Source organism: Dehalogenimonas sp. NIT-SK1 (assembly GCF_055384165.1).
The window spans coordinates 566,920-592,136 of record NZ_AP042352.1 but is presented as its reverse complement, the minus strand read 5'-3'; the positions used below and the strand labels follow the sequence as shown (position 1 = coordinate 592,136).

Below are 25,217 nucleotides of genomic sequence, written 5' to 3'. Positions count from 1 at the left end.
AGGCAAATATATGAAAATCAGTGGCAGGTATCTGCTTGGCGCTTTCCGCCTTTTAACCTTGGTGGTAGCTGCCGTGCAACTGGATTCCTTCCCTATTTCTGATGATTTGCCTGGCAGCTTCCCCTTACTGCTGATTGCTGCCTTATACAGCCTTTTCAAATCATTACACCCTACTGGGTGGTTTTACCGTGGTTGGAGTAGTAGCTCTCTGCTGGCAGTTGACCTGGCATTCTCCGCCATGCTTCTATTCCTGACCGGTGGAATGGCTAGTCCTTTTGTCCTGTTTTCTCTAACCCCGCTTCTTTCAGCTTCCTTGTTTTTAAGCGCCAGGCCGACCGCCGCTACCGCGGTTATTTCAATGATAATCATTACCTCTTCTCACCTGATGAACCCCTGGTATTCGCGTCACTTCAGCCTTGTGGATTCTTCTTTTCTCCTGGTGTATTTTATTTCCGCCTGCCTTATTGCCGTCTTGCCATATTTGGTTAATTCCAATCTTCGCCATCAAATGCAGAGTCAATTCATAATGACTGAACGACAGCGGCTTTCACGGGAACTTCACGACGGCGTCGCGCAAACCCTGTCCGGCCTTTGCTGGCAGTGCCAGCTGCTGGAAAACAGGTTGAAGACAATGGGTATCGAGCTTGATGAGGTGAAAGAGCTGCTCCGGCTTACCGAAGAAGCCCGTTATGATGCCCGGGAATCATTGGAACTGCTGCGTGAATACACCGGAAATGGCGAATTCCTCACCAATCTCAGGCAGTATCTACAGCATTTAAGACAAAATACCGGTATTTTATTTCAGCTTTCTGTCATACCCAGCGCTCATAAACTCTCTACCACGGCGGAAATTGAACTACTGCGTATCTGCCAGGAAGCCTTAGCAAATGTTCGCAAACACGCCGACGCCAGGAATGTCAAAGTTACCATCGCTCCGGAAAATAACCATCTTAATGTCAGTATCAATGATGATGGATGCGGCTTTGATGCCATAGCTTTTTACCAATTCAAGAACGCTAACAGTTCTCACGGATTAACGGTAATGCAGGAAAGAGCTGAGTCTGTCGGCGGACATTTGCGTGTTATAAGTATGCCCGGTATGGGAACAGAGGTACAGGTCTGTATCCCGGCCAATAACTGAAGCGCTTGGAGGTAACATGATCAGGATATTAATTGCTGATGACCACGCCATTGTGCGCAACGGTTTAGCTAATGTTCTCAAAGCCGAACCAGACATGGATATAGTCGGTGAAGCGTGTGACGGCGAGGAAGCGGTGCGTCTGGCGCTTAAACTTGAGCCGGATGTCATTTTACTGGATATCATCATGCCCCGTGGCGGCGGACTTACCGCCCTGGCCAACCTGGTTGATAAGTTACCGGCCACAAGAGTGCTGGTACTTACCATATCTGACCGGGAAGATGACCTGCTCAAAGCCTTGAGGTATGGAGCCCAGGGTTATTTATTAAAAGAAGTCAGTATCAAGGAAGTAGTCGATTCCGTACGCAAGGTATACAACGGTGAAGTCATTTTATCCCCCAATATGGTAGGCAACCTGGTTACCGAGTTCCGAATGAAACATAGCAACGGCGATGAGTTGAATCTAAGCAATCGGGAGATTGAAGTGCTGAGATTTGTTGGAGAAGGCTACACCAATAATGAAATTTCCACCCAGCTGTTCATCAGTGAGAGTACTGTCCGTACCTATCTCAGGCGCTTGCTGGAAAAGCTCCATCTGCGCAACCGTGCCGAAGCGGTTGCTTATGCCACCCGGCATAATATCAGCTGCAACAACTCTTAATTAATAAATATCTTCACCAATTATAACCCTCTGTTTTCCGTTCAAGCACCTGCCTAATCCCCACTTGTAGCCATTGAGCTTAATCATTTTGCTTACAAATGTCATCAAAATGATTAAGAAAAAATCACCATTCAAACGACTTGTGCCTTACTTTAGTACTGCCTAGTATGTATTTAGGTTGAAAAATACTATCAACCCCGGCCTTGGTCGATCGGTCGCCCAAAAGCGGCTGGAGGCTTTGGAAAATAAAAGGAGGAGAAAGAAAATGAAAAAGATTGGACTTCTTCTGATTACGCTGGTCATGGCTCTTGGCGCCCTGGGTGTCGGCTATGCCGCCTGGACGGATGAGATTTATATTGAGGGAACAGTTAATACGGGAGACGTGGATATAAACATTGTTGAATTATCAGGGACTGAAGTATGGAAGGACCTGATTACGGATGATCTAGTATATATTCATACCGTTGACGGCGTACCCGCCGATGGACAACCTGCAATACCTGACCCAGGGCTGTTAGTATCCACTGCTACTGCGGTTTTAAACCCGCAATATGAAGATGGGGACGGTGTAATATTCACTTTCGACAACCTATTCCCCTGCCAGGATTTCTACGTTGATATGGTACTACGATATGATGGCAGTATACCCGCCAAAATCAACTTTGCTTGGATAGGTTCAGATGATGCTTGGTTGGTAGACCTATGGAACCAGGGATATGATTCCACCAACCCTGATGCCGGGGGTATCTGGCTCGAAGCTAGAGACGCAACTGGAGCACCGGTTGACCTAGGATTGCAGATGCATGATGGTGACTTGGTTTATCTTGAGCTTCACATCCACATCCCGCAGGATAATAACTATATGAATCTCACCGGTTCCTTCACCGGCGGCATCCAGGTAATCCAGTGGAACGAATTCACTGGTGAACTCTATACTCACGACAGCGTTAGCTGACTATCTTGTCTAGGAGGGATACTATGAAAAAGTTAGGTATAATATGCCTTATCAGCATCCTGACCCTCGGCGGACTGGGTGTCGGCTATGCCGCCTGGACAGACGAGCTTTACGTCGGCGGCACCGTAGCTACTGGAGAGCTTTGCTGGCAATTCACTGGATGTAATCTGTTGGATGATGATGCTCCAGTTAATCCTGGAGGTGATTTCCCTACCGATGACCCGGACTTCACAAGTCTGCCCGGATTCGTATATAACCCGGAAGTCAACGACTATTTTTGGAATCTCGACAAAAATGTCGCTTGGGGTGAGTGCATGAGCGTAGATCTGGATGATGATGGTGATAATGAAACATTGCAGGTAACCTTTCACAATGTATATCCCTGCAACTTCAATGAGTTATCATTCTATCCCATGAACTGCGGTACGATCCCGTTGAAAATTGACCATCTGGTAATCAACGGCCAATGGATTACTACCGATGCCAAAGCAGATTTTGATTTCAACCAGGATGGCCATGCTGATTTTGAAGTCTGGTGGAATGAACAATCATTCGGACAGCAAATTGAACCAGGTGAACGAGGAACCGAACATAGTATCTGGTTCCACACCCTGCAGCCCTGCCCGCAAAGCAGCACTTTTACTTTCACCATAACCATCGTCGGTGTTCAATGGAATGAATACCCATTGCCAACCCCAGCTATTGAGTAAAGGCAGATGCTGAAACGTCAATCGACCGGGTGATGAATTCATCACCCGGTCGGAAGGCGGAGAGAAATGAAAACCAGAAGAAATAACCACCTCACCAATAAAATAGCCGTCCTGGGTCTGGCACTGGTTGTTGGGCTTGGTTCCATGACCATCGGCGCTGCCGCCTGGACCGATGAGATATGGGTTAACGGGACTGTAACTACCGGCGGTTGGAGCACTGAGCAGGAAGGCAGCCCGGGTTTTTGGAAAACCGCTCAGAAGACCGGCAAATATACCCCACAGCAGCTCCTGGATTTCTGCGCCAGCGTGGATGCCGCTTCACAGTGGCTGGTGCCTGATGTAGCCGTGCATTACGGTTTGGTTGACTGGGCTGATGTGGAAAAAGTATTTGATGACGGAGAGGGACCTATTGCTGAAAAGCAATTCCTGCGGCAATATATGGCCTTGAGGCTCAACGCCGTATCCGGTCGGTTGTTCCTGACCACTACCCACAACATATTTAACTATGATTCCGGCAATTACCTTGGGCTGACACCGCTGCCCACTTCACCACCACCTAATCTGCAGCAGATACTCAATGCCATTGAAATTAAGTTTGGTACTTCACCAACCAAGGCACAGTACACCATAATGAAAAACCTGTGCGAGGCTTTGAACGTCTTATTGGTATAAATTTACCCTATTGACAACTCTAGTTACCAGTATTAGATTTAATTCATGATTTCCAACTTTCGTTTTATTACCTCTTTGCTGCTGGTATTGCTGCTCGGCATATACGCCTTCGTCAACTTCTTCCCGGACACGGTTTTCGGCAGTTTTACAACTAATTATGTTATTCAGCCTTTATTATGGGTTCTTCTATTCCTTTTTGTACTTCTTTTATTGCCGCGGCAGAATATCAACAATGGCAAATTCCGCATAGAAACCCCTATATTGGTCATGGCTTTGCTGCTCGGATTGTTTCATTTATCCCTTCAGCTTGTCGGTGGGCTATTCACTGGTTTCGGTGACAGCCCATATAATTTTGATGCCAGGAGCATCTTTTTCAATTTCATCCTGGTTGTGTCTATATTATTAAGCAAGGAAATTTCCCGTGCCTGGCTTGTTCGTCGCTTTGCTGCCAAACACCAGACTGCCGGTATTTTATTTGTCGGTTTATTATTCGCTTTTTTGACCATACCGCTGTCGAAAATAACCGGTTTGGGCTTTACCACTGAATCCATTCGCACTGTTAACGCGGACTTGATCCCCGCCCTGGCTCAGAGTCTGCTGGCTACGGTGCTGGCTTATTACGGTGGTGCCCGGGCTTCATTTACCTATATGGGAATTCTCCAGGCCTTCTGGTGGTTCTCTCCCATTCTCCCTGATTTGCCCTGGGCCATAAAAGGGTTGATCAATACAGCCATCCCTATTACCGGCTTTATTCTGGTGCAGAATTATGTCAATAACTTATCCGGCCGCAGAACAAAAAGCCGTTATTCCGACAGCAATTCCTTCCCCCTTGGCTGGGTAGCGGTCACCATAACCGCAGTGGTTATCATCTGGTTCTCCGTCGGTATCTTCCCGGTCAGGCCATCACTAATTATCAGCGGCAGCATGTCTCCGGAATACAATGTAGGTGATTTGGTCATCATCGCCGATACCAAAGCCTCAAGAATAATAGAGGGGGATGTTATCCGCTTTCAGGAGGGTAAAATTGCGGTAATGCACCGGGTGGTCTCCATTGAGGAATCACCAAACGGACCCGTTTTTGTTACCAAGGGTGACGCGAATGACGCGGTTGATTCAGCTCCGGTAGTTGCTGAGCAGGTAAAAGGTAAAGCCGCCTTCACCATTCCTAAAATCGGTTGGATAGCCATCTATGTCCGAAGTTGGTTCGGGCTTTGATTTTTCTGGAAACTAAAATTGGGGTATTGTAATTAGACATACCGTAGTTTATGCTGATAATCAGTGAATATTATGGACATTGTTAGTCTGAAAAAACTATTAGGAAGCCGACTCAATAAGGCTGTATCGGTAACATTGCTAATACTGGTTATTATCAGCCTGGTTGGATACACCGTTGCCCGGATGATGCCTTTGGAACAGGAAGATACTGTTGACCTGGTTGCCTATCAGCATACCGGCACTTTTGACTATACTGCCTACCTCAATCCTTCATATTTGCTTGGTCCGGAGCCGGCAACAGACCCGGAGCCACCAGCTGACCCGGTTTATTTCATGAGTATAGTATCAACAATTGATTTTACCTATTCCTTTTACACCTCTACCTTGTCCCATCTGCCTACAAAGGCCACCGTAACCGCGGTACTGGAACACGAAGACCTTTGGCAAAAAGTAATACCGGTAACGGAAATGAACCTAGGACAACTCGGCAGCCGCGAATTTGATATTGAGTTTGAGCTTACCCCCCAGTATATTCAGTCAGTTTTTGACACCATTGATAAACAGATAAAAGTAACCACCAATGACCGCAGGGTGACACTATTGGTTGAGTTGGAAACTGATGATGAGGTCGTATTTTCACAATCCCTGCCGCTGGTCCTGACCAAATCCTTTATTGAGATAAGCAACGAACGTGCCAAAAAGGATGAGGTGAATTCAGGTATTTTTGATTACGCGGTTAACCTGGTACCCAATTCCCTGTTTGATACCAGCACTCTCCAGCCTCCACCGCTGTATACGCCGCCACCCCCGCCGACACAGAGGACCATCGGTTCCCAGGATACTCTTTTCACCAGGCTGGTTGACCGTATGGATTTAAATTTCAGCTACTCATTAGAAACAACCGAACCGATCACAGATATTAACAGTACCGTCAAAGTCTACGCCCAGGTAGAAAACCCCAATATATGGACCAAAAACGTAACATTACTTCCCTTGAAGCCGGTAAGCGATGACTTCAATGTCTCCTTTGAACTTAAATTGGCAGATTTATTGCAGTTACTTGAGGATATCCGCTCTGAAACCGGAACCAGTGCCGAAAACTATTTTTTATATGTTATCGCTGAAACATCAGTCACTGGAAACACCAAATACGGCAATATAAATGAAATATTTACCTCTGCCATGAAAGCCCCGGTAAGCGGCGGAGTTCTTAACTGGGGAGACACTCTGCAGACGATCAAAAACGGAACTATTCAAACAACCGAGATTAGTGACAATTACTTTATCGCCAATTGGACATCCTTGACCGTATCCGCCGCCCGATCCATGTTCCTGTGGTTCGGTATTGGTTTGCTTGTATTCGCCGCCCCTCTTCTTTTCTTCTATCTAAAATACAGACCACCGGGCCTTGCCGCGCCGGATAAACAAGCCCATGAATCGCTGCGAAAATATAAGGGTCTGATCATCAAAGTAGCCAGCCTGCCTGCGGTTCGTGAAGATGATATTATTGTCAGCGTTAATTCACTCGACGACCTGGTCAATATCGCTGGTGAAACCGGAAAAACAATATTGTATCGTCATGAACATGGCTGTCACTACTACCAGGTCCTGGATAATTTTACCCGTTATGAATACCAGGCTCTCTGCGCCTGATTGTACGCAGCACATTGCCCCCATACCTCGGATGAGAACCCCCGCTCCCCGTGCTATAATAAACACTTATGCTGGATAAACTTGAAGATATAGAAAAGCGCTATCAGGAAATAGAAGAATCTATCGCTGACCCGTCCGTAGCCTCGGACATCAGCCTGTTAACCAAGCTGGCTAAGGAACGGTCCTCCATGGAGGACCTGATTAACCTTTATCGTAAATACAAGACTGTTACCCAGTCCTTAGCTGATACTGAGCACATGCTGGAGAGCGAAACCGATGAAGAAATGCTGGAGATGGCGCGGGAAGAATACCACCAGCTCCAGAAACAGCAGGAGACACTCCACCAGGATATCAAGCTAGCCTTGCTGCCCCGGGACCCAAATGCGGAGCGCAACATCATTATGGAAATCCGCGCCGGCACCGGCGGCGACGAAGCCAAGCTATTTGCCGGTGATCTTTTCCGCATGTACACCAAATACGCCGAGATGAAAGGCTGGAGAGTCGATGTTATTGACCTTACCGAATCATCCGGAGGTACTTTCAAGGAAGCGGTTTTCGAGATTGACGGTGAGGATGTCTACAGCCGGCTGAAATATGAAAGCGGCGTTCACCGGGTACAGCGGGTGCCGGTAACCGAAGCCGCGGGCCGCATCCACACTTCCACCGCCACTGTTGCTGTCCTGCCGGTGGTGGAAGACGTGGAAATTGACGTCAAGCCGGAAGACCTGCGCATAGACATTTATCACTCCGGCGGCGCCGGAGGTCAGAACGTCAACAAAGTTGCTACCGCGGTACGCATGACCCACCTGCCTTCCGGCTTGGTTGTAGCCTGCCAGGAAGAACGCTCCCAGCTGAAAAACCGCCAGAAAGCCATGTCGGTACTCAAAGCCCGCCTGATGGCCATGGAGCAGGAAAAGCAGGACAGCGAAATAATCGACGCCCGCCGGGCGCAGGTAGGCACTGCCGAACGGTCAGAAAAAATCCGCACTTACAATTTCCCCCAGGACCGGCTGACCGATCACCGCATTGGCCTTTCAGTCCATAATCTGCCTAAAATACTTGAGGGCTACCTGGACGATATCATTGATGCCCTGGCTACCGACGAGCAAGCCCGGCTGCTGCAATCCGCTGGCTTATGAACCTCGGCGAATTGCTGAAACAGGGTGCAAAAAGCCTGCCTTCCGGACCCACTGCTACCCTGGAAGCTGAAATCTTACTGCGACATGTTACCGGTCTAACTCGCGCCGGATTATACTCCCGCTTGGACCAGCCAGTCCCGGACAGCTCTGCTGCTGAATATTTTGTTCTTCTAGAAAGGCTTCACGCCGGAGAACCGCTACAGTACCTGACCGGACACATGGAGTTTTACGGGCTGGACTTTGAGGTCAATTCATCGGCGCTCATCCCCCGGCCGGAAACTGAAATAATGGTAGAAAAAGCGCTTGGCATTGCCGGCGCTTATCCCAATCCGTTAATTGCCGACATCGGCTGCGGTTCGGGTGCCGTGGCAGTTGCCCTGGCCAAAAACTTGCCCCACGCAGCCGTTTCTGCGGTTGACGTTTCCACCGAAGCGCTGGTCCTGGCGGAACACAACGCTGCCAGTCTAGGTTGCGCTAATATTGAATTTATCAAGAGTGACTTGATGTTGAGTATTAGGGACAAGCATTTTGATATCATCTGCGCCAATCTGCCTTACGTTCCTTCAAAAGAGGCTCACGGGAATCTCTTTGAGCCGCAGACGGCTCTTGACGGCGGTCAGGACGGGCTGGATATCATTCGCGCATTGGTGCGTCAGGTAGCTGAACAGGAACGCCAGCCGGACTGGATGCTGCTGGAATTCGGCACCGGTCAGGCGGTTGAGATACAAAACATAATCAATCGGCATCTGCCCGGCAGCTATACCGATATTATAAAAGACCTCATTCCGCTGGAGCGTCTCGCTGTTACCCGGGTCTAATAATTTGACCCGCCGCCGGTTGCGATGATAAATTAAGAACATCATTGACCATTCGTTCAATAATTACCATGGAGGCAGTTTTGGACATTCTAGTCCTGGTTAAACAAATCCCCGACCCTGAAATTCCACCGGCCAGCTTTAAAATTGACGCCCAAGCTAAAAAAGTAGTCCCGCCGGCTGGCTTAGCTCCGGTAATGGACCCCTACTCCGAACACGCCCTGGAAGCCGGTCTGCGGTTGAAAGACGCCTGCCCCGGCAGCCGGCTGAAAGTTCTCAGCATGGGCAGCGGTTTGCATAAAGAGCTGCTTAAGAAAACACTGGCTTTAGGCGCCGATGAGCTTATCATGCTGGAAGACCCGTCCTTTGACAACACTTATAGCAACACTACCGCCCGGTTATTATCCCTGGCTGTCAATAAATCCGGTCATTTTGATATTATCCTCCTTGGCCGCCAGGCAGCGGATTGGGATGCCGGACAAACCGGCATCTTACTGGGAGGTGCCCTGGATCTGCCGGTCGTCAGCCGTGCCCGCAAAGTGGAAGCCACGGATGGTAAATTGCGCGTTGAAAGAATAACCTCTGAAGGCTATGAAATTGTCGAAGCACCGCTTCCGGCCATAGTCACCATTTCCGGGGAATTGGGCAAGCTGCGGCTGCCCAATATCAAAGGCGTGCTGGCGGCTAAAAAGAAGGAGCCGCTTTACTGGAATGCCGCTGACATAGGCGCCGATAACATTTCAGCGGGCGCTGACGGCCAGCCGGTTACACTCTTGAGACTCTATCAGCCGCAGCGGGAAACCCAATGTGAAATGATCACCGGTGACACTCCTGAAGAACAGGGTGTCAAACTGGCTGATAAACTCCGGCAGTTGAAATTGATTTAAGAGGATAAACATGAGCGATAATACAGGCATTTTAATAGTAACAGAAGCAAGGGACGGCAAGCTGGCACCGGTCGCTGCTGAGCTTTTCGCGGCGGCGCGGCTAATAGCGCCGGATTCCGGCGAAACAGTAGGCTCTGTCGTTATTGGAAGCGGCGCCGCGGCCGCCGGAGCTGATGCCGGTAAATTTGGCTCCGGGAAAGTTTTTGTTGTTGAAACTGGAAACATAACCGCTGACGCTGCCGCTATAAATATCACCCGTGCCATCAGCAGCCTTACCCCCCGTTTTGTCCTGGTAGCGGAAAACGACCTGGGCAAAGACCTCGCTCCCATGCTGGCGGCCGCGCTCCAGACCGCCGCGATTACCGATGTTATTAATATCAGCCGAGACGGCTCCCGGACAATCTATACCAGGCCCGTCTACGGCGGTAACGCTTTGGCTGACTTTGCCATTGAGACAGAACCCGAGATAGTCAGCATCCGTCCCAAGGCATTTAACCCGGCATCTCCCGGAGAGGGCACCGCTGAAATAATAGAGATGGACAGCCCCGAATCACCTTCCGGCATCCGGATAATTGAAAGGGTTGCTGTTGCTGAAACAGGTTCTAAAATTGAGGACTCCAAAATCGTCATCGGCGGCGGCCGGGGTATGGGCGGACCGGAGGGATTTGAGCATCTGAAGCAGATGGCCGACATTCTTGGCGCCAGCGTCGGTGCCTCCCGCCCGCCCTGTGACCAGGATTGGTGGCCGGACAGCGGACAAATAGGCATTACCGGCAAGATAATCGCTCCGGACCTTTATATCGCCGTAGGCATCTCCGGTTCATCCCAGCATCTTTCGGGCATCTCCGGGGCTAAGACTATTGTCGCCATCAACAAGGACCCTGAAGCCAACATCTTCAAATCCGCTACCTACGGCATCGTCGGTGACTGGAAAAAGGTGTTGCCCGCTTTCACGGAAAAAATAAGGGAATTAACCGGGAAGTAGAACTTTTTGACTGGTACTAGTACCTTGTGTTAGCATAGTTGATAATCAAATAGATGTCTCCGAGTTTTGGAGCCTAAACCCTTCTCAGAGGGCATGGCAAAAAAACCGGCGGGCGGGATAATACCCGCCCCGAGGGTTCCGTTGGAAACGACCGGGCCTCCCGTGATTTGGAAAGGAGAGCAAACCATGACTGAAGCTTCGTATGGCCGCACACCTCTCTAAGAGAGGTGTTTTTTATTGCCTCTAAGTAATAATTAATGAGGTTTTTATGAAAAAGAAATGGTTTAAGCTCTCCGGTTTTATATTCTCGATAATTCTGGTTGCGGCTTCCACAACGGGATGCGCTACCGAAAACTCAACCCCTGACCCTACTAACACCCCACCCCCGACCACAACCGATGAGGGGCTCAGCATTCTCGACCCCAGCGTCAGGCTGAGAGTCGCCACCACCACCAGTCTTTATGACACCGGACTCTGGTCGTTACTGGAACCTGAATTTGAAGATGAATTCGGGGTTGAACTGGACGTGCTGTATGCCGGCACCGGCATTGCCCTGGAGTATGGCAAACGAGGTGATGTCGATATAATCACCGTTCACGACAAGGCCCGTGAACTTACGTTTATTGCCGACGGCTACGGCACTGAACGCTATGCTTTTGCCAGTAATTACTTTGTTATTGTCGGTCCGGCGGATGACCCGGCCGGCATAGCCGGGCTTTCACCGGAGGAAGCTTTCCAGAAACTGGAAGAAACACAGTCAGTCAGCTTTATTTCCCGTGGTGACAGCTCCGGAACTCACTCCAAGGAAAAAGCTATTTGGGCAGCTGCCGGTTATGATTATACTGATATCACCAATTCAGGTGAATGGTATGTTGAGGCCGGCCGCGGCATGGGACCAACTCTGCTGATGGCCAGTGAACTGGGTGGTTACACCGTATCCGACATGGGAACTTTCCTGGCCTACAAGGGTGATACCGGCCTTGCGGCCCTGGTTGACAGTGGCGCTATTTTACTGAATGTATATTCTGCCATACCAGTCAACCCTGAAAATGTACCGGGCGTAAAAAACGCGGAAGCAGCCCAGGTTCTGGCTGAGTGGTTGATGACCGATGAAATACAGGATATCATTGGGCAGTACGGCGTTAAGGATTACGGAGACCCGTTGTTTACGCCTACCTACGGTGAAGAACCTACGAGCTGAAGGATTTAATTGGAAGCAATCTGGCAAGGACTGCAAAAAGCCATCGAGCTGATCATATCGCTCGATCCGGATGTCATTGAGATTTCCTGGCGGTCGCTGAGTATTTCAGCGACCGCCAGTGTCATCGCCGCCATCATTGCCTTGCCGCTCGGCGCGGTCATTTTCCACAATTCCTTCCCCGGCAAACGTTTCCTGATAAGCTTCATCAATACCCTTTTCAGCCTTCCGACAGTTCTGGTCGGCCTGCTGGTTTTCCTGTTTTTTTCACGAGCAGGACCACTGGGTGAAATGGGCCTGCTGTTCACACCAACCATTATGGTTATCGGTCAGGCACTATTGGTAACCCCCCTGATGCTGGGGCTGGTCATTTCCGCACATTCCGGAATTGACCGGCTGACCAGGGAAACTGCCGTTGCCCTGGGCGCTGACCGCCTTCAGATGGGTTTGCTGATGCTAAAAGAAGCCCGTTTTGCAATCTTTACCGCTGTCATATTGGGTTTCGGCCGGGCGATATCTGAAGTCGGTCTGGCCTTGATGATCGGCGGCAACATCAGCGGTTATACCAGGGTACTGACCACTGCCATATCTCTGGAAACCGGCCGGGGTGACATCGAGCTTTCCATAGCCCTGGGTATAATACTGCTGGCCATAGCCCTGCTGATAAACTTCGGACTGGGCTGGCTGCAGCAACGGGAAGCCAAGATTAAAATAAAAGCCACAGATTAATTTATGAGTATTATTGAAACCCGCGATTTGAGCCACGGTTATGGTCATACCGCGGTGCTGAAAAATATCAATATTACGATTGACTCCGGGGAAACCCTGGGCATAATAGGACCCAGCGGCGCCGGAAAAAGCACCCTTATCAGGGTGCTCGACCTGTTAGAGACACCGGCAGCAGGTGAAATCATTATCAATGGAGAAAAGGCGGAAACCCATTCACAACGGCTGGCCCTGCGCCGCCGCATGTCTTTCGTTCATCAGAATCCCCTGGTATTCGCCTCAAGTGTTTTTGAAAACGTAGCTCAGCCGCTCCGGTGGCGGGGCTTGAATAATGACAAAATAAAATCCAGGGTAATGGATTCTTTGGCCATGGTCAATCTGCAGGATTATGCGTCCCGCCAGGCTAAAACATTATCCGGAGGTGAAACTCAGCGCGTGGCGCTGGCCCGGGCGTTGGCCAGTGAACCGGAGGTGCTGTTCCTGGACGAACCTACCGCCAATCTAGACCCCAATTCCACCACCGCAGTGGAGAATTTAGTTACCGATATTATTAAACAGCACCGACTGACCGTAGTGATGACCACCCATGACCTGGCGCAGGGACAGAGATTATCTGACCGCATTGGGGTACTGGTGGCCGGTGAATTGCTGCAGCTCGGCAAAGCCGATGATATCTTCATGGCTCCTTCCTGCCGCACCGTAGCGGAATTTATCGGCGTGGAAAACATATGGAACGGGGAAATAACCGCCGCTGATAACGGTTTATTTACCGCCTCAGTGTCCGGGCTGCCGGTTCAGGCGGTAGGCAACTTCCAGCCGGGTGATATCGTGGACCTGTTCATCCGACCGGAAGATGTCGTGATATCAATCAGTGACGATAGAACCAGTGCCCGTAACCATTTCACGGGGACCATCACTCGTCTCAGCCTGGTCAACCCTCTGGTAAGGCTGGAGCTGGACTGCGGTGGGTTGAAGCTGATGGCTCTTGTCACCCGACAAGCGGCCACTGAATTGGAGCTGGCTATCGGCAAACAGGTTTTTGCCAAACTGAAAGCCACCGCCATCCATTCAGCCCGTGGAGCCTGTGCTGTCTGACTAGTGGGAAGTAGGAATTTACCCTGAGCTGGTTCGGGTTGGTCAGTAGATTATTTGAAAAAAGATACCGAGGTTTCAGCTAATCCGTGTCTCCAGGTAAGTCTTGTATGCGGATAAATAAGCGTTCCCCGTTTTCGTTTTTCCAAGCTTCCGATAGATAAAACCCAGTAATCCCGGTGCCTTGAATCGGCTAATCCGGGTACGATGATTAACCGTCGCGCCATGTCTGGTGAACTTGTCGGTAAAGTGAGCCTTGGTCGTAAGCATTGAGCCGGTCTGGGTTTCTTCATCATATTCCACGACCACAATATCCGGTTTGACGCGTTTATTGATATTAACGCGTTTGGTAATGCCTTCATTGGTTTTGATGACCACAAAATCACTACCCTGTTCCAGTATTTCAACACTGGTCAAGTTGGGCAGAAAACTGGTAAGCCCCAAATAATGGTCACCAATGTTGTTAATATCTGCCTTTACTCTATTCAGACTGCATTCTATCGTTCTGTATCCTTCAAACCAGACATCCATAAACAAACCTCTGTTTACTGAAATTGATGACGCGGCGCATCTTACGGGCATTTACTTGCCGCCGACCTCATTATACCGGCGGTCTAAAAGATGTCAATCTTACAGCGCAGCCAACAATAGGGAAACAGTTGTTAAGCAAAATCATTCGGCGGCAAACAAAAGGAGAGAGACCATGGCCTCTCTCCTGATTGCTTATCGCTTTGTCTAAGTAAGCAATACCTTTTTCAATTGCCTATCAGTGACTGCTTTGAGCGGCTGTAATCTCGGACGCTCTTTCCTCCACCAGCTTCTGGGTAAGGTGTGCCGGCACCTGCTGATAGTGGTCAAATTCCATGGTGAACTGTCCCTGCCCATGAGTCAGGCTTTTCAGGTCAATAGCGTAACGCTGGACTTCAGCCAGAGGGGCCATGGCTTCGACAGTGGTAAATTCCCCGTCGGGGTTCATTCCCTGAACCTGGGCCCGCTTAGTATTGAGGTCGCCAATAATATCACCGACCACAGCCGAAGGAACTGTAATTTTTAACGAAACCACCGGTTCCAGTAATATCGGCCCGGCGGTTTCCATACCCTTTTTAAGAGCGCCAGACCCGGCAATCTTGAAACAGATTTCTGAAGAGTCCACCGCGTGGAAGCTGCCGTCAACCAGGGTAGCCCTCACATCAACAATGGGGAATCCCAGGCCGCCGCCTTCCTGCACGGATTCTTTGATGCCCTTTTCCACCGCCGGAATATAGTTCCGCGGCACGGCACCACCAACAACCTTATCAACAAATTCCACGCCGCTGCCTGGAGGCAGTGCTTCTACCTCTAGCACTACGTGCCCATACTGTCCATGGCCTCCGGTCTGTTTTTTGTGTTTATATTCGGCTTTAGCCGATCCGGTAATGGTCTCCTTGTACGGCACCCGTGGTGGTTTAAGGTCCACCGCCACGCCGTATTTGCGGCTCATTTTTTCCGCCATAACATCCATCTGGGTATCACCCAGACCGGATACAATGGTCTCATGGGTATCACCGTCCCGGTGGCTCGACAGTGTGGGATCTTCCTCCAGCAGCCGGGTAATGGCTTGTCCCAGTTTATCAACGTCGGCCTTGGATTTCGGATGCACCGCTACGGAATAGGACGGCGGTGGAAAGACGATGGGAGCGATGGTAACCGCTGACTCCTGGGAAGCCAGAGTATCATTGGTGGTAGTAACCGCCAGCTTGGCTACCGCGCCGATATCACCGGCTCCGATTTGGGTCGCCGCTTCCTGTGTCTTGCCGCGCATTATGTAAATCTGCCCGATACGCTCATCAGCCTTCTTGACGCTATTCCAGACATGTGAATTTGACGATATCGCCCCCCGGAAAACTCTAAAATAAGTTAGCTTCCCAACATATGGATCCGCCGTAGTCTTAAACACCAGCGCCGCTGGAGAACCGGATTCGGCGGATTGAAAAGAGCCTCCGTCAGCCAGGGCTACTTCCCGCCCCTCGGGTGACGGAGCGTAGTTGACGATGAAATCAAGTAATGAATCCACTCCTGTGTTGGTCAGCGCTGAGGTGGCCAGTATCGGCACCACGGACCGGTCAGCCACCGCTTTTTTCAAACTGGCGGTTAACTCCTCGTCATTAATCTCTTCACCGCCCAGGAATTTTTCGATCAATACATCATCCTGTTCCGCTACCGCCTCAACCAGACGCTCCCGGTATTCCTTGACCGCAGCTTCCATCTCAGCGGGAATGGCTTCTTCCTTTGCCGGATGAGTCCCGTTAAAGGCTTTCATTGTCAGCACATTGACAACACCGCTGAAATCTTTGAAAGACCCGATAGGTACCGTCAGCGGTATACACTTAAGGCCGAACCTGGCTTGCAGCGCTTCCACCACCGTATCGTAATTGACATTCTCACGGTCCATTTTGTTTATTATGAAAAAGCGGGGCAACGCGGCTGCTTCAGCCAGGCTCCAGGACTGCTCGGTGCCGACTTCAATCCCGGAAGACGCCGCCACTACAATGGCGGCAGACTCGGACACACTGACAGCAGAACGAGCTTCACCGGCAAAATCCGCATATCCCGGCGCGTCAAGAATATTGATTTTGTTATTCCCCCACATAAAAGGCAAAAGCGAAAGATTTATACTGATCTTTCGCTTTACCTCATCAGGTTCGTGATCCGAGCTTGTCGTCCCGTCATCTACTTTGCCCATCCGGCTGACGGCGCCGGCGCTGAAAAGCATGGCTTCTGCCAGCGTAGTTTTTCCGGCGCCGCTGTGCGACAGGAGCGCCACATTACGGATATTGGTTATACCAAAGTTCTCCATATGTCACCTGCCCTGTATTTAGTCATTGGGGGCTATTATAACTATCCAAAGGCAACTGGGCAAATTAACCGGCGGCTTAATTAAACATATCAAGCAGCATGGTGGTAACAAAGCTTTCAATAAAAGCCGCCGGAATCAGCAGCAACAGAGCCACCACAAGATAGCGTACCAATTGCTTTACCCGTGCGCCTACTTCACCTCGGTAAGCCGGCTGAAAAACACCCCTCATCAGGACAACACCAAAAGCAAGTGATGCCGACATGGCCAGGATATAAGCCGGTATTTCGATAATGCCGTGGGGCAGCAGTCCTACAGCCAGGAACCCTACTGACTGTTCTTCCAGAACCATGCGGCTTACTACGGTAATCATGGCCCCGTTAAGTACCAGTGAACCTATTGGCACCAGCAGCAGCAGCGGGCTGAAGAAAAAAGCGGTGGCAAAGGCCATAGCATTCTGGGTAAGTATAAAAAAGAACAAGCCCAAACCGGTCAGAGAAGCGGCCTCTTCCGTGAAATCATCAAACAGTGTCAGTTCCTCAGAAATGACATCCAACGGCAAGAAGACTCCCAGCAGCATGCCGCCCAAAAATATCATCCCGGATATTAACAGGAAACGCCTCAGCATTATTCAGCTGACAACCCGTAGGTGTTATAAGAAACAATCTCTTCAACCGCTTTGCGCGGCGGCGCAACCGGACTGGCGTCAGACGGCGGATGACCCAGGGGTGTCATGGCTACCACCGTCATTTGTGGCGGCAGTTTGATGATTGCGCCAACAGCGGCGGCGTCAAACCGCCCCAGGTGAACCGTACCCATGCCCAGCGCGTGAGCGGCTAAGGATATATTCTGCATAGCCAGGCCGACATCATACATATACCATGACCATTCTTTATCTGTAACCGGTACCCCGTCAAAACAGCCTGATTGCCCGGGCTCGGCACAGGCCACGATGAGAACCGGAGCCTGCTGCACCGCCTGAGCTGCTCGATTACCGGTCATGGTTTGACTGATTTTTGATTTGAGGCTCTTATCTATAACTACCACAAAATACCAGGACTGGCTGTTGGCCCAGGATGGAGCCCAGCGGGCAGCTTCCATAACTGTATCCAGCTGCTCCTGTGTTACCACTTCATCCGTATATTGCCGGTGACTGCGCCTGGTTTTGATAGCCTGTATTACGTCCATAGCGGCTCCTTTTTAACGCAGCAGCAGCGCCATTACAATCAATACTCCCAGCAGTGAAGCACCCAGGAATCCTACTCTTTTGAGTTCAGCGCTCAAGTTGATAGATGGAACCGGTTGTCTGTTGCCGGATCCGGTAACCGCTGCCTGAGTTGAGGAAACGGTTTCTGCGGGGACCACGGGGCTAACCGCCTGATCGGATTGATTCATCTGCAGTGCCGTATTATGAGGTTGTCTGGCAGCTGGAGATTTTTTCTTCTTGGATTTTTTACGTGAATATTTATCAGCCATTTAATTTCCTGTTCTTTGATGTAATGTTCCTATTTTCGGGCCCTTGGATGGGCGCTGTCATAAGCCCGCCTGATATGTTCTGAGGTTAGATGGGTATATATCTGGGTGGTGGAGATATTGGCATGTCCCAGCAGCTCCTGAACCGAGCGCAAATCAGCGCCGCCGTTAAGCATATGAGTGGCAAAACTGTGCCGCAGCGTGTGCGGTGTTATCAGTCCATCCAGGCCGGAAGTCCTGGCATATTCCTTTAGTATCTGCCACAATCCCTGGCGGGTAAGACGCTCCCCCCGGCGGTTCAAAAACAGAGCCTGTTCTTTTTCATCACGCAGCAACCTTGGCCGAACCTCATTGATGTACTCATAAACAAAACGGGCTGCCTGGGGATGGATAGGTACTATCCGTTCCTTGCCGCCCTTGCCGAAACAGCGTACCTGCTCCTCATCACAATCCACGTCATCCACATTCAGTCCAATCAATTCACTGACCCGCATACCGCTGGCGTAAAGCATCTCCAGCATGGCCCGATCTCTCTTGGCTTCCGGCCGGCCGGTTTTGGTAGGCTGCTCCAGCAGCATTTTAACTTGAGCCACCGAAACCGCGTCCGGCAATGGCTTGCCCACCTTGGGTGATTCAATGTTTTCAGTGGGATTTCGACGCACTTTCTGTTCCTCAACCATGAAACCGAAAAAGCTTTTAGCCGCGGCGATTTTGCGCACGACAGTGGTTACCGCGTAGTTCCGTTCCTTAAGATCCAGCAGATAGGACAGCATATCCTGACGGCTGAAGTTGTCCCAGAGGTCCTGGTCGCCGCGCTGTTTCATGCACCGCGCTCCGAAATCAGCCAGTTGGTAAAGGTCATTATGATAGGCGTCTTTTGTATTACCGGAAAACCCTTTTTCCACAATCAGATAATTTAAAAAACTATCAACATCGGCTTTCATTCAATTACCTCAGCTACGGGTATTTATTGTTATGTATTCTAACATAACTACACAAATGGTCAAGCGATATACTTTGTGAGCTAAAGCCTTTCATCATATTCCGGCAAAGGCTGCCGGGGCTCCAGTTGCTGTTTATAACGTTGACCGCATAGGCTTAAGCGCTTATAATTGTTTAAGTGACAGGGCCAATGAACCCACTGACCGATTCACCACAGGAAGAGTGTGGCGTTTTCGGTATCTATGCTCCGAACGAAGATGTGTCCCATATTTCATTCTTCGCCCTGTTCGCCCTGCAGCACCGCGGACAGGAATCTTCGGGCATTGCCACCGCCGACGGCAAGACCATTCACTTCCACACCCGCATGGGGCTGGTTTCCCAGGTGTTTTCAGAAAAAACGCTCAGTCGCCTCAAAGGCCATATCGCCATTGGTCACAACCGTTATTCCACCGCCGGTTCCAGCTGCTCGCATAATGCCCAGCCGATTATTGTCGGTGAAGGTGAAAACCAGATGGCACTGGCACACAACGGCAATATTACCAACGCCCAGGAGTTGCGCCGGGAACTTGAAGACCTGGATTATAAATTTCACACCAGCACTGACTCTGAAGTCATCGCCAATCTGATTATGGCCGCTCCCTATTCCGGCCTGACCGAGCGTCTACGCCACGCCATGGGGCGCCTGCTGGGAGCCTATTCCGGCACCATTCTAACCAACGACACCCTGTACGCTATGCGGGACCCATTAGGAGTCCGTCCGCTATGCCTGGGCAAAATGGGCAGCACCGGTTGGGTAGTAGCTTCCGAAACCTGCGCGCTGGGACACATAGGCGCTGAGCTGGTTCGGGAAATAGAGCCGGGGGAGATTATCCGCATCAACGGCAACGGCGTTGAAAGTTATAAAGAAAATTCCGGCCGGCGTGCGTTATGCATTTTTGAATATATTTATTTTGCCCGGCCGGACAGTATTATGAATGATCGCCTGCTATACTCGGCTCGTCAGGCAATGGGCGCAGAACTGGCCAAGGAATTTCCGGTTGATGCTGACCTGGTGGTAGGTGTGCCGGACTCAGCCACGGCCGCTGGAGCCGGATATGCTTTGGAAAGCGGCATCCCGCCGGCTGAAGGCCTCATTAAAAACCGCTACATGGGCCGAACCTTCATTGAACCTACCCAGCGCATCCGGGACCTGGGCGTCAAACTCAAATTCAATCCGCTGCAATCGGTCCTCAGCGGCAAACGCATTGTTCTGGTGGATGATTCCATAGTCCGGGGCACCACTACGCCCCAGGTTATCAAGCTGCTGAAGCGCGCCGGAGTAAAAGAAATTCATATGCGCGTCTGCGCTCCGCCCATATGTCACCCGTGCTTCTTCGGTGTTGACATGGCTACCCGGCAGGAACTCATCGCCGCAAGGAAAAGCGTTGATGAAATCCGTGATTTTATCGGCGCTGACTCTTTGGGCTTTCTCAGTGTTGACGGGCTGATCCGTGCCGTGGGTGCCCCCAAAGATAATTTCTGTCTGGCTTGTTTCACCGGAGAATATCCTGTTCCGGTGCAATTGGAAATGGACAAGCTAGCCATGGAAGGCATGAATTTCAACAAGCATAAATCCAACCGAGTATTGGATTTTGACGCTGAAGAAGTACCGGCGGTCAATTACTGACCGAGCCGCGGCATTACCATCTGGTCGTATAATGGAACAAGCAATAAGGGCGGTATCCGTCCTTCGCTATCTTTTTGTGAAATGAATGTTCCGGCTAGTACCTTTTCCGCAATTCACTGGCAATTATATTGCGCAGTACCTGGTTGGTACCTTCATACAATTGAGTAATCTTGGCGTCGCGCATCATTTTTTCCACCGGATAATCCCGCATATAACCTACTCCGCCCAATATCTGGACAGCATCGGTTGTTACTTTCATGGCTACATCAGAGGCGTACACCTTGCTCATGGCGGATTCCATGTTGCCGCTTTTCTGTAAACCGGAATCTATTGTCCGAGCGCTGGCGTAAATCAGAGACCGGGCAGCCTCAATATCCATGGCCATATTGGCCAGCATATGCTGTACTGCCTGGAAATTAAAAACCGGCTCACCGAATTGAACCCGGCTCTTGGCGTGTTCCATTGCCGCTTCAAAAGCGCCCTGGGCAATACCTAAGGCCTGGGCGCCGATGCCGGGCCGGGATTTTTCAAAGAGTTTCATGGCATAAAAAAACCCCATGCCTTCTTTACCAATGATATTTTCGAACGGAACCAGGCAATCATCAAACAGCAGTTCCCGGGTAGATGAGGCGCGGATACCCATCTTTTTTTCTTTTCGACCAAAAGTAAAACCCGGCGTTCCTTTCTCAACAATAATGGCTGAAAGCCCCCGAGCCCCCTTGCCGGGGTCAGTACAGGCAATCACGGTGTAAATATCAGCATCACCACCGTTGGTGATGAATCGCTTGCTGCCATTTAAAAGATATCCGCTATCTGTTTTCCGTGCCGTGGTCTTAACCGCTCCGGCGTCAGAACCGGCTGTCTCTTCGGTAATGGCGAAAGCGCATAATTTGGCGCCGCTGGCAATATCCGGCAAGAAACGGGCTTTCTGCTCAGCTGAGCCGTTATCAATCAGAATATCCGAACCCAGGAAATTGGCCGCATAGGAGACGGCTATGCCGCCGCAGACACGGGCAAGCTGCTCAGTCGCCAGGCACAGCTCAAAAGCGCCGCCGCCAATGCCCCCAAGTTCCTCCGGTATGGCAATACCGAATAAACCGGAATCAGCGATTTCCTTCATTATCCCGGCCGGGAACTCTTCCTTTTCATCCAACTCAGCGCGAACCGGAAGCACTTTCTCATTGGCTATCGTCCGGGCTAAATCCTTTACTGTGGTCTGAAGTTCATCCAAAAAATATTCCACAAACCGCTCCTAAAAACCTGATTTGTTGAACCTTCGCTCAATAATTGAGGCTATTATAGGCCTTCGTTGAAGGATTGTTCAAGTAGATAACCCCGGCGTCATGAACTACGGTGATTCCGGGTTAATATTAGGTTGACAGCACCGGTTTCTCCTCTTATTATGGACATTGGTTCATATTTAATCGGAGAATCATTAGTTGGTCAGACCGCAAAAACACCGCACCGTTGCCGATATGCCCGGGGTCGTCTATTTCAAACCGGCGGGCATCCCTTTACGCCAGATCGAAGAGGTGGAACTGCCGGTTGAAGAATATGAAGCTGTCCGTCTCAAAGATATGGAGGGCATGGAACAGGAAGAATGCGCCCGCCACATGGGTATTTCCCGCCCCACCTTTCAGCGCGTGCTTTCCAAAGCCCGCCGCCATATTGCTGAAGCCATAACCCAGGGAAAAGCGCTGCGCATCAACGGCGGCAGCTTCGTAATAAAATCTGCCGGCATCGAAAAACACGGCAGGCATCACCACCGGCGAGGCGCAAAAAACAATCAGGCGGACAGCCAGTAAGCGGAATGTTTGATTTGTCTTCCGTGATAATATTACTAACCCCGGACATTCAACAATTAAAGTACAGAAACATACTCTTTAGCCGTATTATTTAATTTTCGAAGTGGCCATGACCGCTCCATTTTTTGCTTAATAACCCCATCTTCTCTATAATAGTCATCTTGTGGAGGTGGTGACGTGCTGGAAATCAATGTGGCACAACTGGAGAAATCACCCATCGGCACCACCCGGGATTATGAACTTGACGAAAAGTTAGACATTGAAGGCCATACGGCTAGTATCAAAGGCTTTATCCGGCTGACCCGCACCAACCGTTCGATATTGGTAAAAGCGGATATAAATACTACTCTGCCGCAGGAATGCTGCCGATGCCTGGAAGATTTTGACTGTCTGCTGGACGTAAAATTTGAAGAGGAGTATTTCCCGGTATTGGATATAACCAGCGGTTTGCCGATGGAAATAGAAACTGAAGACGAAGACTTCATAATAGACGAACACCATGTGATGGATTTAAGTGAAGCCATAAGGCAATACTCGATATTATCGATTCCAATGAAACCGTTATGTCGTGAAAAATGCGAGGGCATTCTAAAATAAATCCAACCGCAATATCGGCAGGCAGACCGAACCGCCCGGTTTATGCTATATTATTCAAGCAGTAAAAAATATAATTAAAGTAATAATGAAAACGGAGATCGTAAAAAATGGCCGTACCCAAGCGTAAGACTACCCCAGCCCGACAGGGCAAGCGCCGCAGTCACCTGGCACTGGAAGAACAGCAACTGACGGAGTGCAAACAATGCCACCAGCCATGTCTGCCTCATCGCGCCTGCCCCGCCTGCGGCAATTATAACGGCCGCAACGTTCTTGATATTGAAGGCAGGGTTCAGCGGAAAGCTGAAAAAGCCAAGAAAGAACAACAGTAAATAACAGTTCCAGTAACAATCGGGGGGATAACCAGGTGGACAAGCCCAAACTGGCTTTTGTTTTTCCCGGCCAGGGTGCCCAGGCACCCGGTATGGGGCAGGATTTATTTGATGAATTTGATACCGCGCGTGCCGTATTCCAAGCCGCGGATGACCGACTGGGCTTCTCCATTTCTCAACTATGTTTTGATGGCCCTGAAGATAAACTGAAGGAAACCGCCATCGCTCAGCCGGCTATTGTTACCGTAAGTCTAGCCGCTCTTACAGCGGCGCGCGATATGGATGTATTGCCGCAAGCGGATTTTGTAGCTGGCCATTCACTTGGGGAATATACAGCCCTGGCTGCTTCCGGAGCGCTCGATTTCGCTGATGCGGTTCAACTTGCGGCATTGCGTGGCCGCCTGATGCAGCTGGCAGCCCAGCAGAACCCCGGCTCTATGGCTGCGGTGATGGGGATTGATGAGGCCGGTCTGACTGCCATAGTGGAGAAAAACGGCGTTTATATCGCCAATTACAACAGTCCCGGACAATGGGTCATTTCCGGCGATCAGGATAGAATCAGTCAAACATCACGGGAACTAACATCCAAAGGAGCCAGAGTAGTCCCTTTGGCGGTATCCGGGGCATTCCACACTCCTTTGATGGAATCCGCGGTTGAAGGATTGACCAGGGTAGTGGAAAGACTTGACCTCAAAGATGCCGCTATCCCCGTCATTGCCAACACCACCGGAAAGCCTATTACTACAGCCGCTGAAATCCGCTCAGAAATGCTGAAACAGCTCACGGAAAGCGTTCTCTGGCAGAAATCAATTGAATACATGATTAATGAAGACGTCGGTACTTTCGTCGAAATTGGCCCAGGTAAAGTACTGACCGGGTTAATCCGCCGCATTAACCGGGATGTCCGCACCATGAATATTTCACAGGCGCAATCCATAAAGAATATGCAGGCTGGAACTTGGAATTAAAAGGTAGATTCAACGGCAAAACAGCGGTAGTAACCGGTGCTGGACGGGGTATCGGTCGAGCTATTGCCCTGCGTTTGACCGCGGAAGGAGCCGCTGTTGTGCTCAACAGCTTGTCCGACAGTGCTGAAAAGACAGCCGCGGAAATTACCTCTACCGGTGGTCAGGCGATTGCCGTGGCTGGTGACGTCTCCAAATACGCTGATGCGGTAAAACTGATTGAAACGACCATCTCTACTTTCGGCCGGCTTGATATCCTGGTAAACAATGCCGGTATTACCCGGGATAATCTGCTGTTGCGGATGAATGAAGATGACTGGGATGCTGTGCTGGATACCAATTTGAAAAGTGTTTACCTGTGCAGTCGTGCTGCTCTCAAACCATTGCTGAAAAACCGCGGCGGACGTATTATAAATATCTCCAGTATCATCGGACTCAGCGGCAACGCAGGACAGGCAAACTATGCCGCTTCAAAAGCCGGCATCATCGGCTTCACCAAGACAATGGCTAAAGAACTGGCTTCACGCAATATTACTGTGAACGCCGTTGCGCCGGGTTTTATCACTACCGACATGACCGCCGGTCTTTCAGAGGAAGCTCATCAAGCTCTTATCAAGCGCATCCCGCTGGCTTCACTGGGAACCGTTGATGATATCGCGGCTGCCGTAGCCTTCATGGCTGGCGATGAAGCGCGTTACATTACCGGTCAAACGCTGACCGTGGACGGCGGCATGACCCTTTAATCAGGGGTTGAATACAAA

General features: G+C 50.3%; 27 protein-coding genes and 1 riboswitch. Of the genes, 20 read left to right on the top strand and 7 right to left on the bottom strand.

Annotation, left to right across the window (positions count from 1 at the left end):
* The first annotated feature begins 10 nt into the window (after window positions 1–10).
* The 14 genes from ACZ48S_RS03155 (at window position 11) to ACZ48S_RS03090 (ending at window position 13,849) form a co-directional block, all read left to right on the top strand.
* Window positions 11–1,141, top strand: coding sequence for a sensor histidine kinase (locus ACZ48S_RS03155; RefSeq protein WP_464213987.1), 1,131 nt, complete (start codon window positions 11–13; stop codon window positions 1,139–1,141).
* A gap of 16 nt (window positions 1,142–1,157) precedes the next feature.
* Window positions 1,158–1,799, top strand: coding sequence for a response regulator (locus tag ACZ48S_RS03150; protein WP_464213985.1), 642 nt, complete (start codon window positions 1,158–1,160; stop codon window positions 1,797–1,799).
* Window positions 1,800–2,064: 265 nt separating this feature from the next.
* Window positions 2,065–2,754 (top strand): hypothetical protein, encoded by a 690-nt coding sequence (locus ACZ48S_RS03145; protein WP_464213983.1) that lies wholly within the window; start codon window positions 2,065–2,067, stop codon window positions 2,752–2,754.
* 23 nt (window positions 2,755–2,777) lie between these two features.
* On the top strand, window positions 2,778–3,464 hold the full coding sequence (locus ACZ48S_RS03140; protein WP_464213981.1) for a hypothetical protein: 687 nt from the start codon (window positions 2,778–2,780) through the stop codon (window positions 3,462–3,464).
* 66 nt (window positions 3,465–3,530) lie between these two features.
* Window positions 3,531–4,136, top strand: coding sequence for a hypothetical protein (locus ACZ48S_RS03135; RefSeq protein ID WP_464213979.1), 606 nt, complete (start codon window positions 3,531–3,533; stop codon window positions 4,134–4,136).
* A 45-nt stretch (window positions 4,137–4,181) separates the two neighbouring features.
* A complete protein-coding gene (locus ACZ48S_RS03130) occupies window positions 4,182–5,351 on the top strand; it encodes a signal peptidase I (protein ID WP_464213977.1) in 1,170 nt (389 codons plus the stop codon).
* Between the two features lie 72 nt (window positions 5,352–5,423).
* Entirely contained in the window at window positions 5,424–7,004 is a 1,581-nt protein-coding gene (locus ACZ48S_RS03125; protein WP_464213975.1) for a DUF5305 family protein, read from the top strand.
* A gap of 68 nt (window positions 7,005–7,072) precedes the next feature.
* The gene (prfA, locus tag ACZ48S_RS03120; RefSeq protein WP_464213973.1) at window positions 7,073–8,143 is read left to right on the top strand and encodes a peptide chain release factor 1; all 1,071 of its coding nucleotides are present in this window, start codon (window positions 7,073–7,075) and stop codon (window positions 8,141–8,143) included.
* On the top strand, window positions 8,140–8,961 hold the full coding sequence (prmC, locus tag ACZ48S_RS03115; protein WP_464213971.1) for a peptide chain release factor N(5)-glutamine methyltransferase: 822 nt from the start codon (window positions 8,140–8,142) through the stop codon (window positions 8,959–8,961). The genes prfA and prmC overlap by 4 nt, the downstream gene beginning before the upstream one ends.
* Window positions 8,962–9,041: 80 nt before the next feature.
* Window positions 9,042–9,845 carry an electron transfer flavoprotein subunit beta/FixA family protein gene (locus ACZ48S_RS03110; RefSeq protein WP_464213969.1) on the top strand — a complete coding sequence of 268 codons (804 nt, stop codon included), beginning with the start codon at window positions 9,042–9,044 and terminating at the stop codon, window positions 9,843–9,845.
* A gap of 10 nt (window positions 9,846–9,855) precedes the next feature.
* Entirely contained in the window at window positions 9,856–10,830 is a 975-nt protein-coding gene (locus ACZ48S_RS03105; RefSeq protein WP_464213967.1) for an electron transfer flavoprotein subunit alpha/FixB family protein, read from the top strand.
* A 45-nt stretch (window positions 10,831–10,875) separates the two neighbouring features.
* Window positions 10,876–11,024, top strand: a riboswitch (molybdenum cofactor riboswitch).
* 74 nt (window positions 11,025–11,098) lie between these two features.
* Window positions 11,099–12,031: an ABC transporter substrate-binding protein gene (locus ACZ48S_RS03100; protein ID WP_464213965.1), complete on the top strand. Its 933-nt coding sequence runs from the start codon at window positions 11,099–11,101 to the stop codon at window positions 12,029–12,031.
* Between the two features lie 9 nt (window positions 12,032–12,040).
* Window positions 12,041–12,757, top strand: a complete 717-nt coding sequence (locus tag ACZ48S_RS03095) for an ABC transporter permease (RefSeq protein WP_464213963.1) — start codon at window positions 12,041–12,043, stop codon at window positions 12,755–12,757.
* A 3-nt stretch (window positions 12,758–12,760) separates the two neighbouring features.
* Window positions 12,761–13,849: an ABC transporter ATP-binding protein gene (locus ACZ48S_RS03090; RefSeq protein WP_464213961.1), complete on the top strand. Its 1,089-nt coding sequence runs from the start codon at window positions 12,761–12,763 to the stop codon at window positions 13,847–13,849.
* Between the two features lie 75 nt (window positions 13,850–13,924).
* Here the strand turns inward: ACZ48S_RS03090 and ACZ48S_RS03085 are convergent, their stop codons facing one another.
* The 6 genes from ACZ48S_RS03085 to xerD form a co-directional block, all read right to left on the bottom strand.
* Complete coding sequence (locus ACZ48S_RS03085) at window positions 13,925–14,428, bottom strand: hypothetical protein (RefSeq protein WP_464213959.1); 504 nt, start codon at window positions 14,426–14,428, stop codon at window positions 13,925–13,927.
* 184 nt (window positions 14,429–14,612) lie between these two features.
* Window positions 14,613–16,682, bottom strand: coding sequence for an elongation factor G (gene fusA, locus ACZ48S_RS03080; RefSeq protein ID WP_464213957.1), 2,070 nt, complete (start codon window positions 16,680–16,682; stop codon window positions 14,613–14,615).
* Window positions 16,683–16,758: 76 nt separating this feature from the next.
* Window positions 16,759–17,307 (bottom strand): stage II sporulation protein M, encoded by a 549-nt coding sequence (locus ACZ48S_RS03075; protein WP_464213955.1) that lies wholly within the window; start codon window positions 17,305–17,307, stop codon window positions 16,759–16,761.
* A complete protein-coding gene (locus tag ACZ48S_RS03070; RefSeq protein WP_464213953.1) occupies window positions 17,307–17,867 on the bottom strand; it encodes a nitroreductase family protein in 561 nt (186 codons plus the stop codon). Before ACZ48S_RS03070 ends, ACZ48S_RS03075 begins: the two co-directional genes overlap by 1 nt.
* Before the next feature lie 12 nt (window positions 17,868–17,879).
* The gene (locus tag ACZ48S_RS03065) at window positions 17,880–18,155 is read right to left on the bottom strand and encodes a hypothetical protein (RefSeq protein ID WP_464213951.1); all 276 of its coding nucleotides are present in this window, start codon (window positions 18,153–18,155) and stop codon (window positions 17,880–17,882) included.
* A 29-nt stretch (window positions 18,156–18,184) separates the two neighbouring features.
* Window positions 18,185–19,096: a site-specific tyrosine recombinase XerD gene (gene xerD / locus ACZ48S_RS03060; protein ID WP_464213949.1), complete on the bottom strand. Its 912-nt coding sequence runs from the start codon at window positions 19,094–19,096 to the stop codon at window positions 18,185–18,187.
* A 188-nt stretch (window positions 19,097–19,284) separates the two neighbouring features.
* Between xerD and purF the strand changes: the two genes are divergently transcribed.
* On the top strand, window positions 19,285–20,760 hold the full coding sequence (purF, locus tag ACZ48S_RS03055; protein ID WP_464213947.1) for an amidophosphoribosyltransferase: 1,476 nt from the start codon (window positions 19,285–19,287) through the stop codon (window positions 20,758–20,760).
* Window positions 20,761–20,854: 94 nt separating this feature from the next.
* On the opposite strand, the gene ACZ48S_RS03050 is transcribed toward purF, so the two are convergent.
* On the bottom strand, window positions 20,855–22,003 hold the full coding sequence (locus tag ACZ48S_RS03050) for an acyl-CoA dehydrogenase family protein (protein ID WP_464213945.1): 1,149 nt from the start codon (window positions 22,001–22,003) through the stop codon (window positions 20,855–20,857).
* Between the two features lie 196 nt (window positions 22,004–22,199).
* Here ACZ48S_RS03050 and ACZ48S_RS03045 point away from each other — a divergent pair, with 196 nt between their 5' ends.
* From ACZ48S_RS03045 to fabG, 5 genes are all read left to right on the top strand, one after another.
* The gene (locus ACZ48S_RS03045) at window positions 22,200–22,565 is read left to right on the top strand and encodes a DUF134 domain-containing protein (RefSeq protein ID WP_464213943.1); all 366 of its coding nucleotides are present in this window, start codon (window positions 22,200–22,202) and stop codon (window positions 22,563–22,565) included.
* A 177-nt stretch (window positions 22,566–22,742) separates the two neighbouring features.
* Window positions 22,743–23,162 carry a YceD family protein gene (locus ACZ48S_RS03040; RefSeq protein WP_464213941.1) on the top strand — a complete coding sequence of 140 codons (420 nt, stop codon included), beginning with the start codon at window positions 22,743–22,745 and terminating at the stop codon, window positions 23,160–23,162.
* Window positions 23,163–23,269: 107 nt separating this feature from the next.
* Window positions 23,270–23,491 (top strand): 50S ribosomal protein L32, encoded by a 222-nt coding sequence (rpmF, locus tag ACZ48S_RS03035; RefSeq protein ID WP_464213939.1) that lies wholly within the window; start codon window positions 23,270–23,272, stop codon window positions 23,489–23,491.
* A 35-nt stretch (window positions 23,492–23,526) separates the two neighbouring features.
* On the top strand, window positions 23,527–24,459 hold the full coding sequence (gene fabD / locus ACZ48S_RS03030) for an ACP S-malonyltransferase (protein ID WP_464213937.1): 933 nt from the start codon (window positions 23,527–23,529) through the stop codon (window positions 24,457–24,459).
* The gene (gene fabG / locus ACZ48S_RS03025; protein ID WP_464213935.1) at window positions 24,450–25,199 is read left to right on the top strand and encodes a 3-oxoacyl-[acyl-carrier-protein] reductase; all 750 of its coding nucleotides are present in this window, start codon (window positions 24,450–24,452) and stop codon (window positions 25,197–25,199) included. Before fabD ends, fabG begins: the two co-directional genes overlap by 10 nt.
* Window positions 25,200–25,217: the final 18 nt, after the last annotated feature.

Bases quoted from the DNA above. Each gene is read 5' to 3' on its own strand.
- ACZ48S_RS03130 (WP_464213977.1), top strand. From the start codon at position 4,182: ATGATTTCCAACTTTCGTTTTATTACCTCTTTGCTGCTGGTATTGCTG.
- ACZ48S_RS03155 (WP_464213987.1), top strand. From the start codon at position 11: ATGAAAATCAGTGGCAGGTATCTGCTTGGCGCTTTCCGCCTTTTAACC.
- ACZ48S_RS03140 (WP_464213981.1), top strand. From the start codon at position 2,778: ATGAAAAAGTTAGGTATAATATGCCTTATCAGCATCCTGACCCTCGGC.
- prmC (WP_464213971.1), top strand. From the start codon at position 8,140: ATGAACCTCGGCGAATTGCTGAAACAGGGTGCAAAAAGCCTGCCTTCC.
- ACZ48S_RS03065 (WP_464213951.1), bottom strand. From the start codon at position 18,155: ATGGCTGATAAATATTCACGTAAAAAATCCAAGAAGAAAAAATCTCCA.
- ACZ48S_RS03135 (WP_464213979.1), top strand. From the start codon at position 3,531: ATGAAAACCAGAAGAAATAACCACCTCACCAATAAAATAGCCGTCCTG.
- prfA (WP_464213973.1), top strand. From the start codon at position 7,073: ATGCTGGATAAACTTGAAGATATAGAAAAGCGCTATCAGGAAATAGAA.
- ACZ48S_RS03145 (WP_464213983.1), top strand. From the start codon at position 2,065: ATGAAAAAGATTGGACTTCTTCTGATTACGCTGGTCATGGCTCTTGGC.
- ACZ48S_RS03150 (WP_464213985.1), top strand. From the start codon at position 1,158: ATGATCAGGATATTAATTGCTGATGACCACGCCATTGTGCGCAACGGT.
- ACZ48S_RS03085 (WP_464213959.1), bottom strand. From the start codon at position 14,428: ATGCCCGTAAGATGCGCCGCGTCATCAATTTCAGTAAACAGAGGTTTG.
- ACZ48S_RS03075 (WP_464213955.1), bottom strand. From the start codon at position 17,307: ATGCTGAGGCGTTTCCTGTTAATATCCGGGATGATATTTTTGGGCGGC.
- ACZ48S_RS03070 (WP_464213953.1), bottom strand. From the start codon at position 17,867: ATGGACGTAATACAGGCTATCAAAACCAGGCGCAGTCACCGGCAATAT.
- ACZ48S_RS03100 (WP_464213965.1), top strand. From the start codon at position 11,099: ATGAAAAAGAAATGGTTTAAGCTCTCCGGTTTTATATTCTCGATAATT.
- fusA (WP_464213957.1), bottom strand. From the start codon at position 16,682: ATGGAGAACTTTGGTATAACCAATATCCGTAATGTGGCGCTCCTGTCG.
- rpmF (WP_464213939.1), top strand. From the start codon at position 23,270: ATGGCCGTACCCAAGCGTAAGACTACCCCAGCCCGACAGGGCAAGCGC.
- ACZ48S_RS03105 (WP_464213967.1), top strand. From the start codon at position 9,856: ATGAGCGATAATACAGGCATTTTAATAGTAACAGAAGCAAGGGACGGC.
- ACZ48S_RS03090 (WP_464213961.1), top strand. From the start codon at position 12,761: ATGAGTATTATTGAAACCCGCGATTTGAGCCACGGTTATGGTCATACC.
- ACZ48S_RS03125 (WP_464213975.1), top strand. From the start codon at position 5,424: ATGGACATTGTTAGTCTGAAAAAACTATTAGGAAGCCGACTCAATAAG.
- xerD (WP_464213949.1), bottom strand. From the start codon at position 19,096: ATGAAAGCCGATGTTGATAGTTTTTTAAATTATCTGATTGTGGAAAAA.
- purF (WP_464213947.1), top strand. From the start codon at position 19,285: ATGAACCCACTGACCGATTCACCACAGGAAGAGTGTGGCGTTTTCGGT.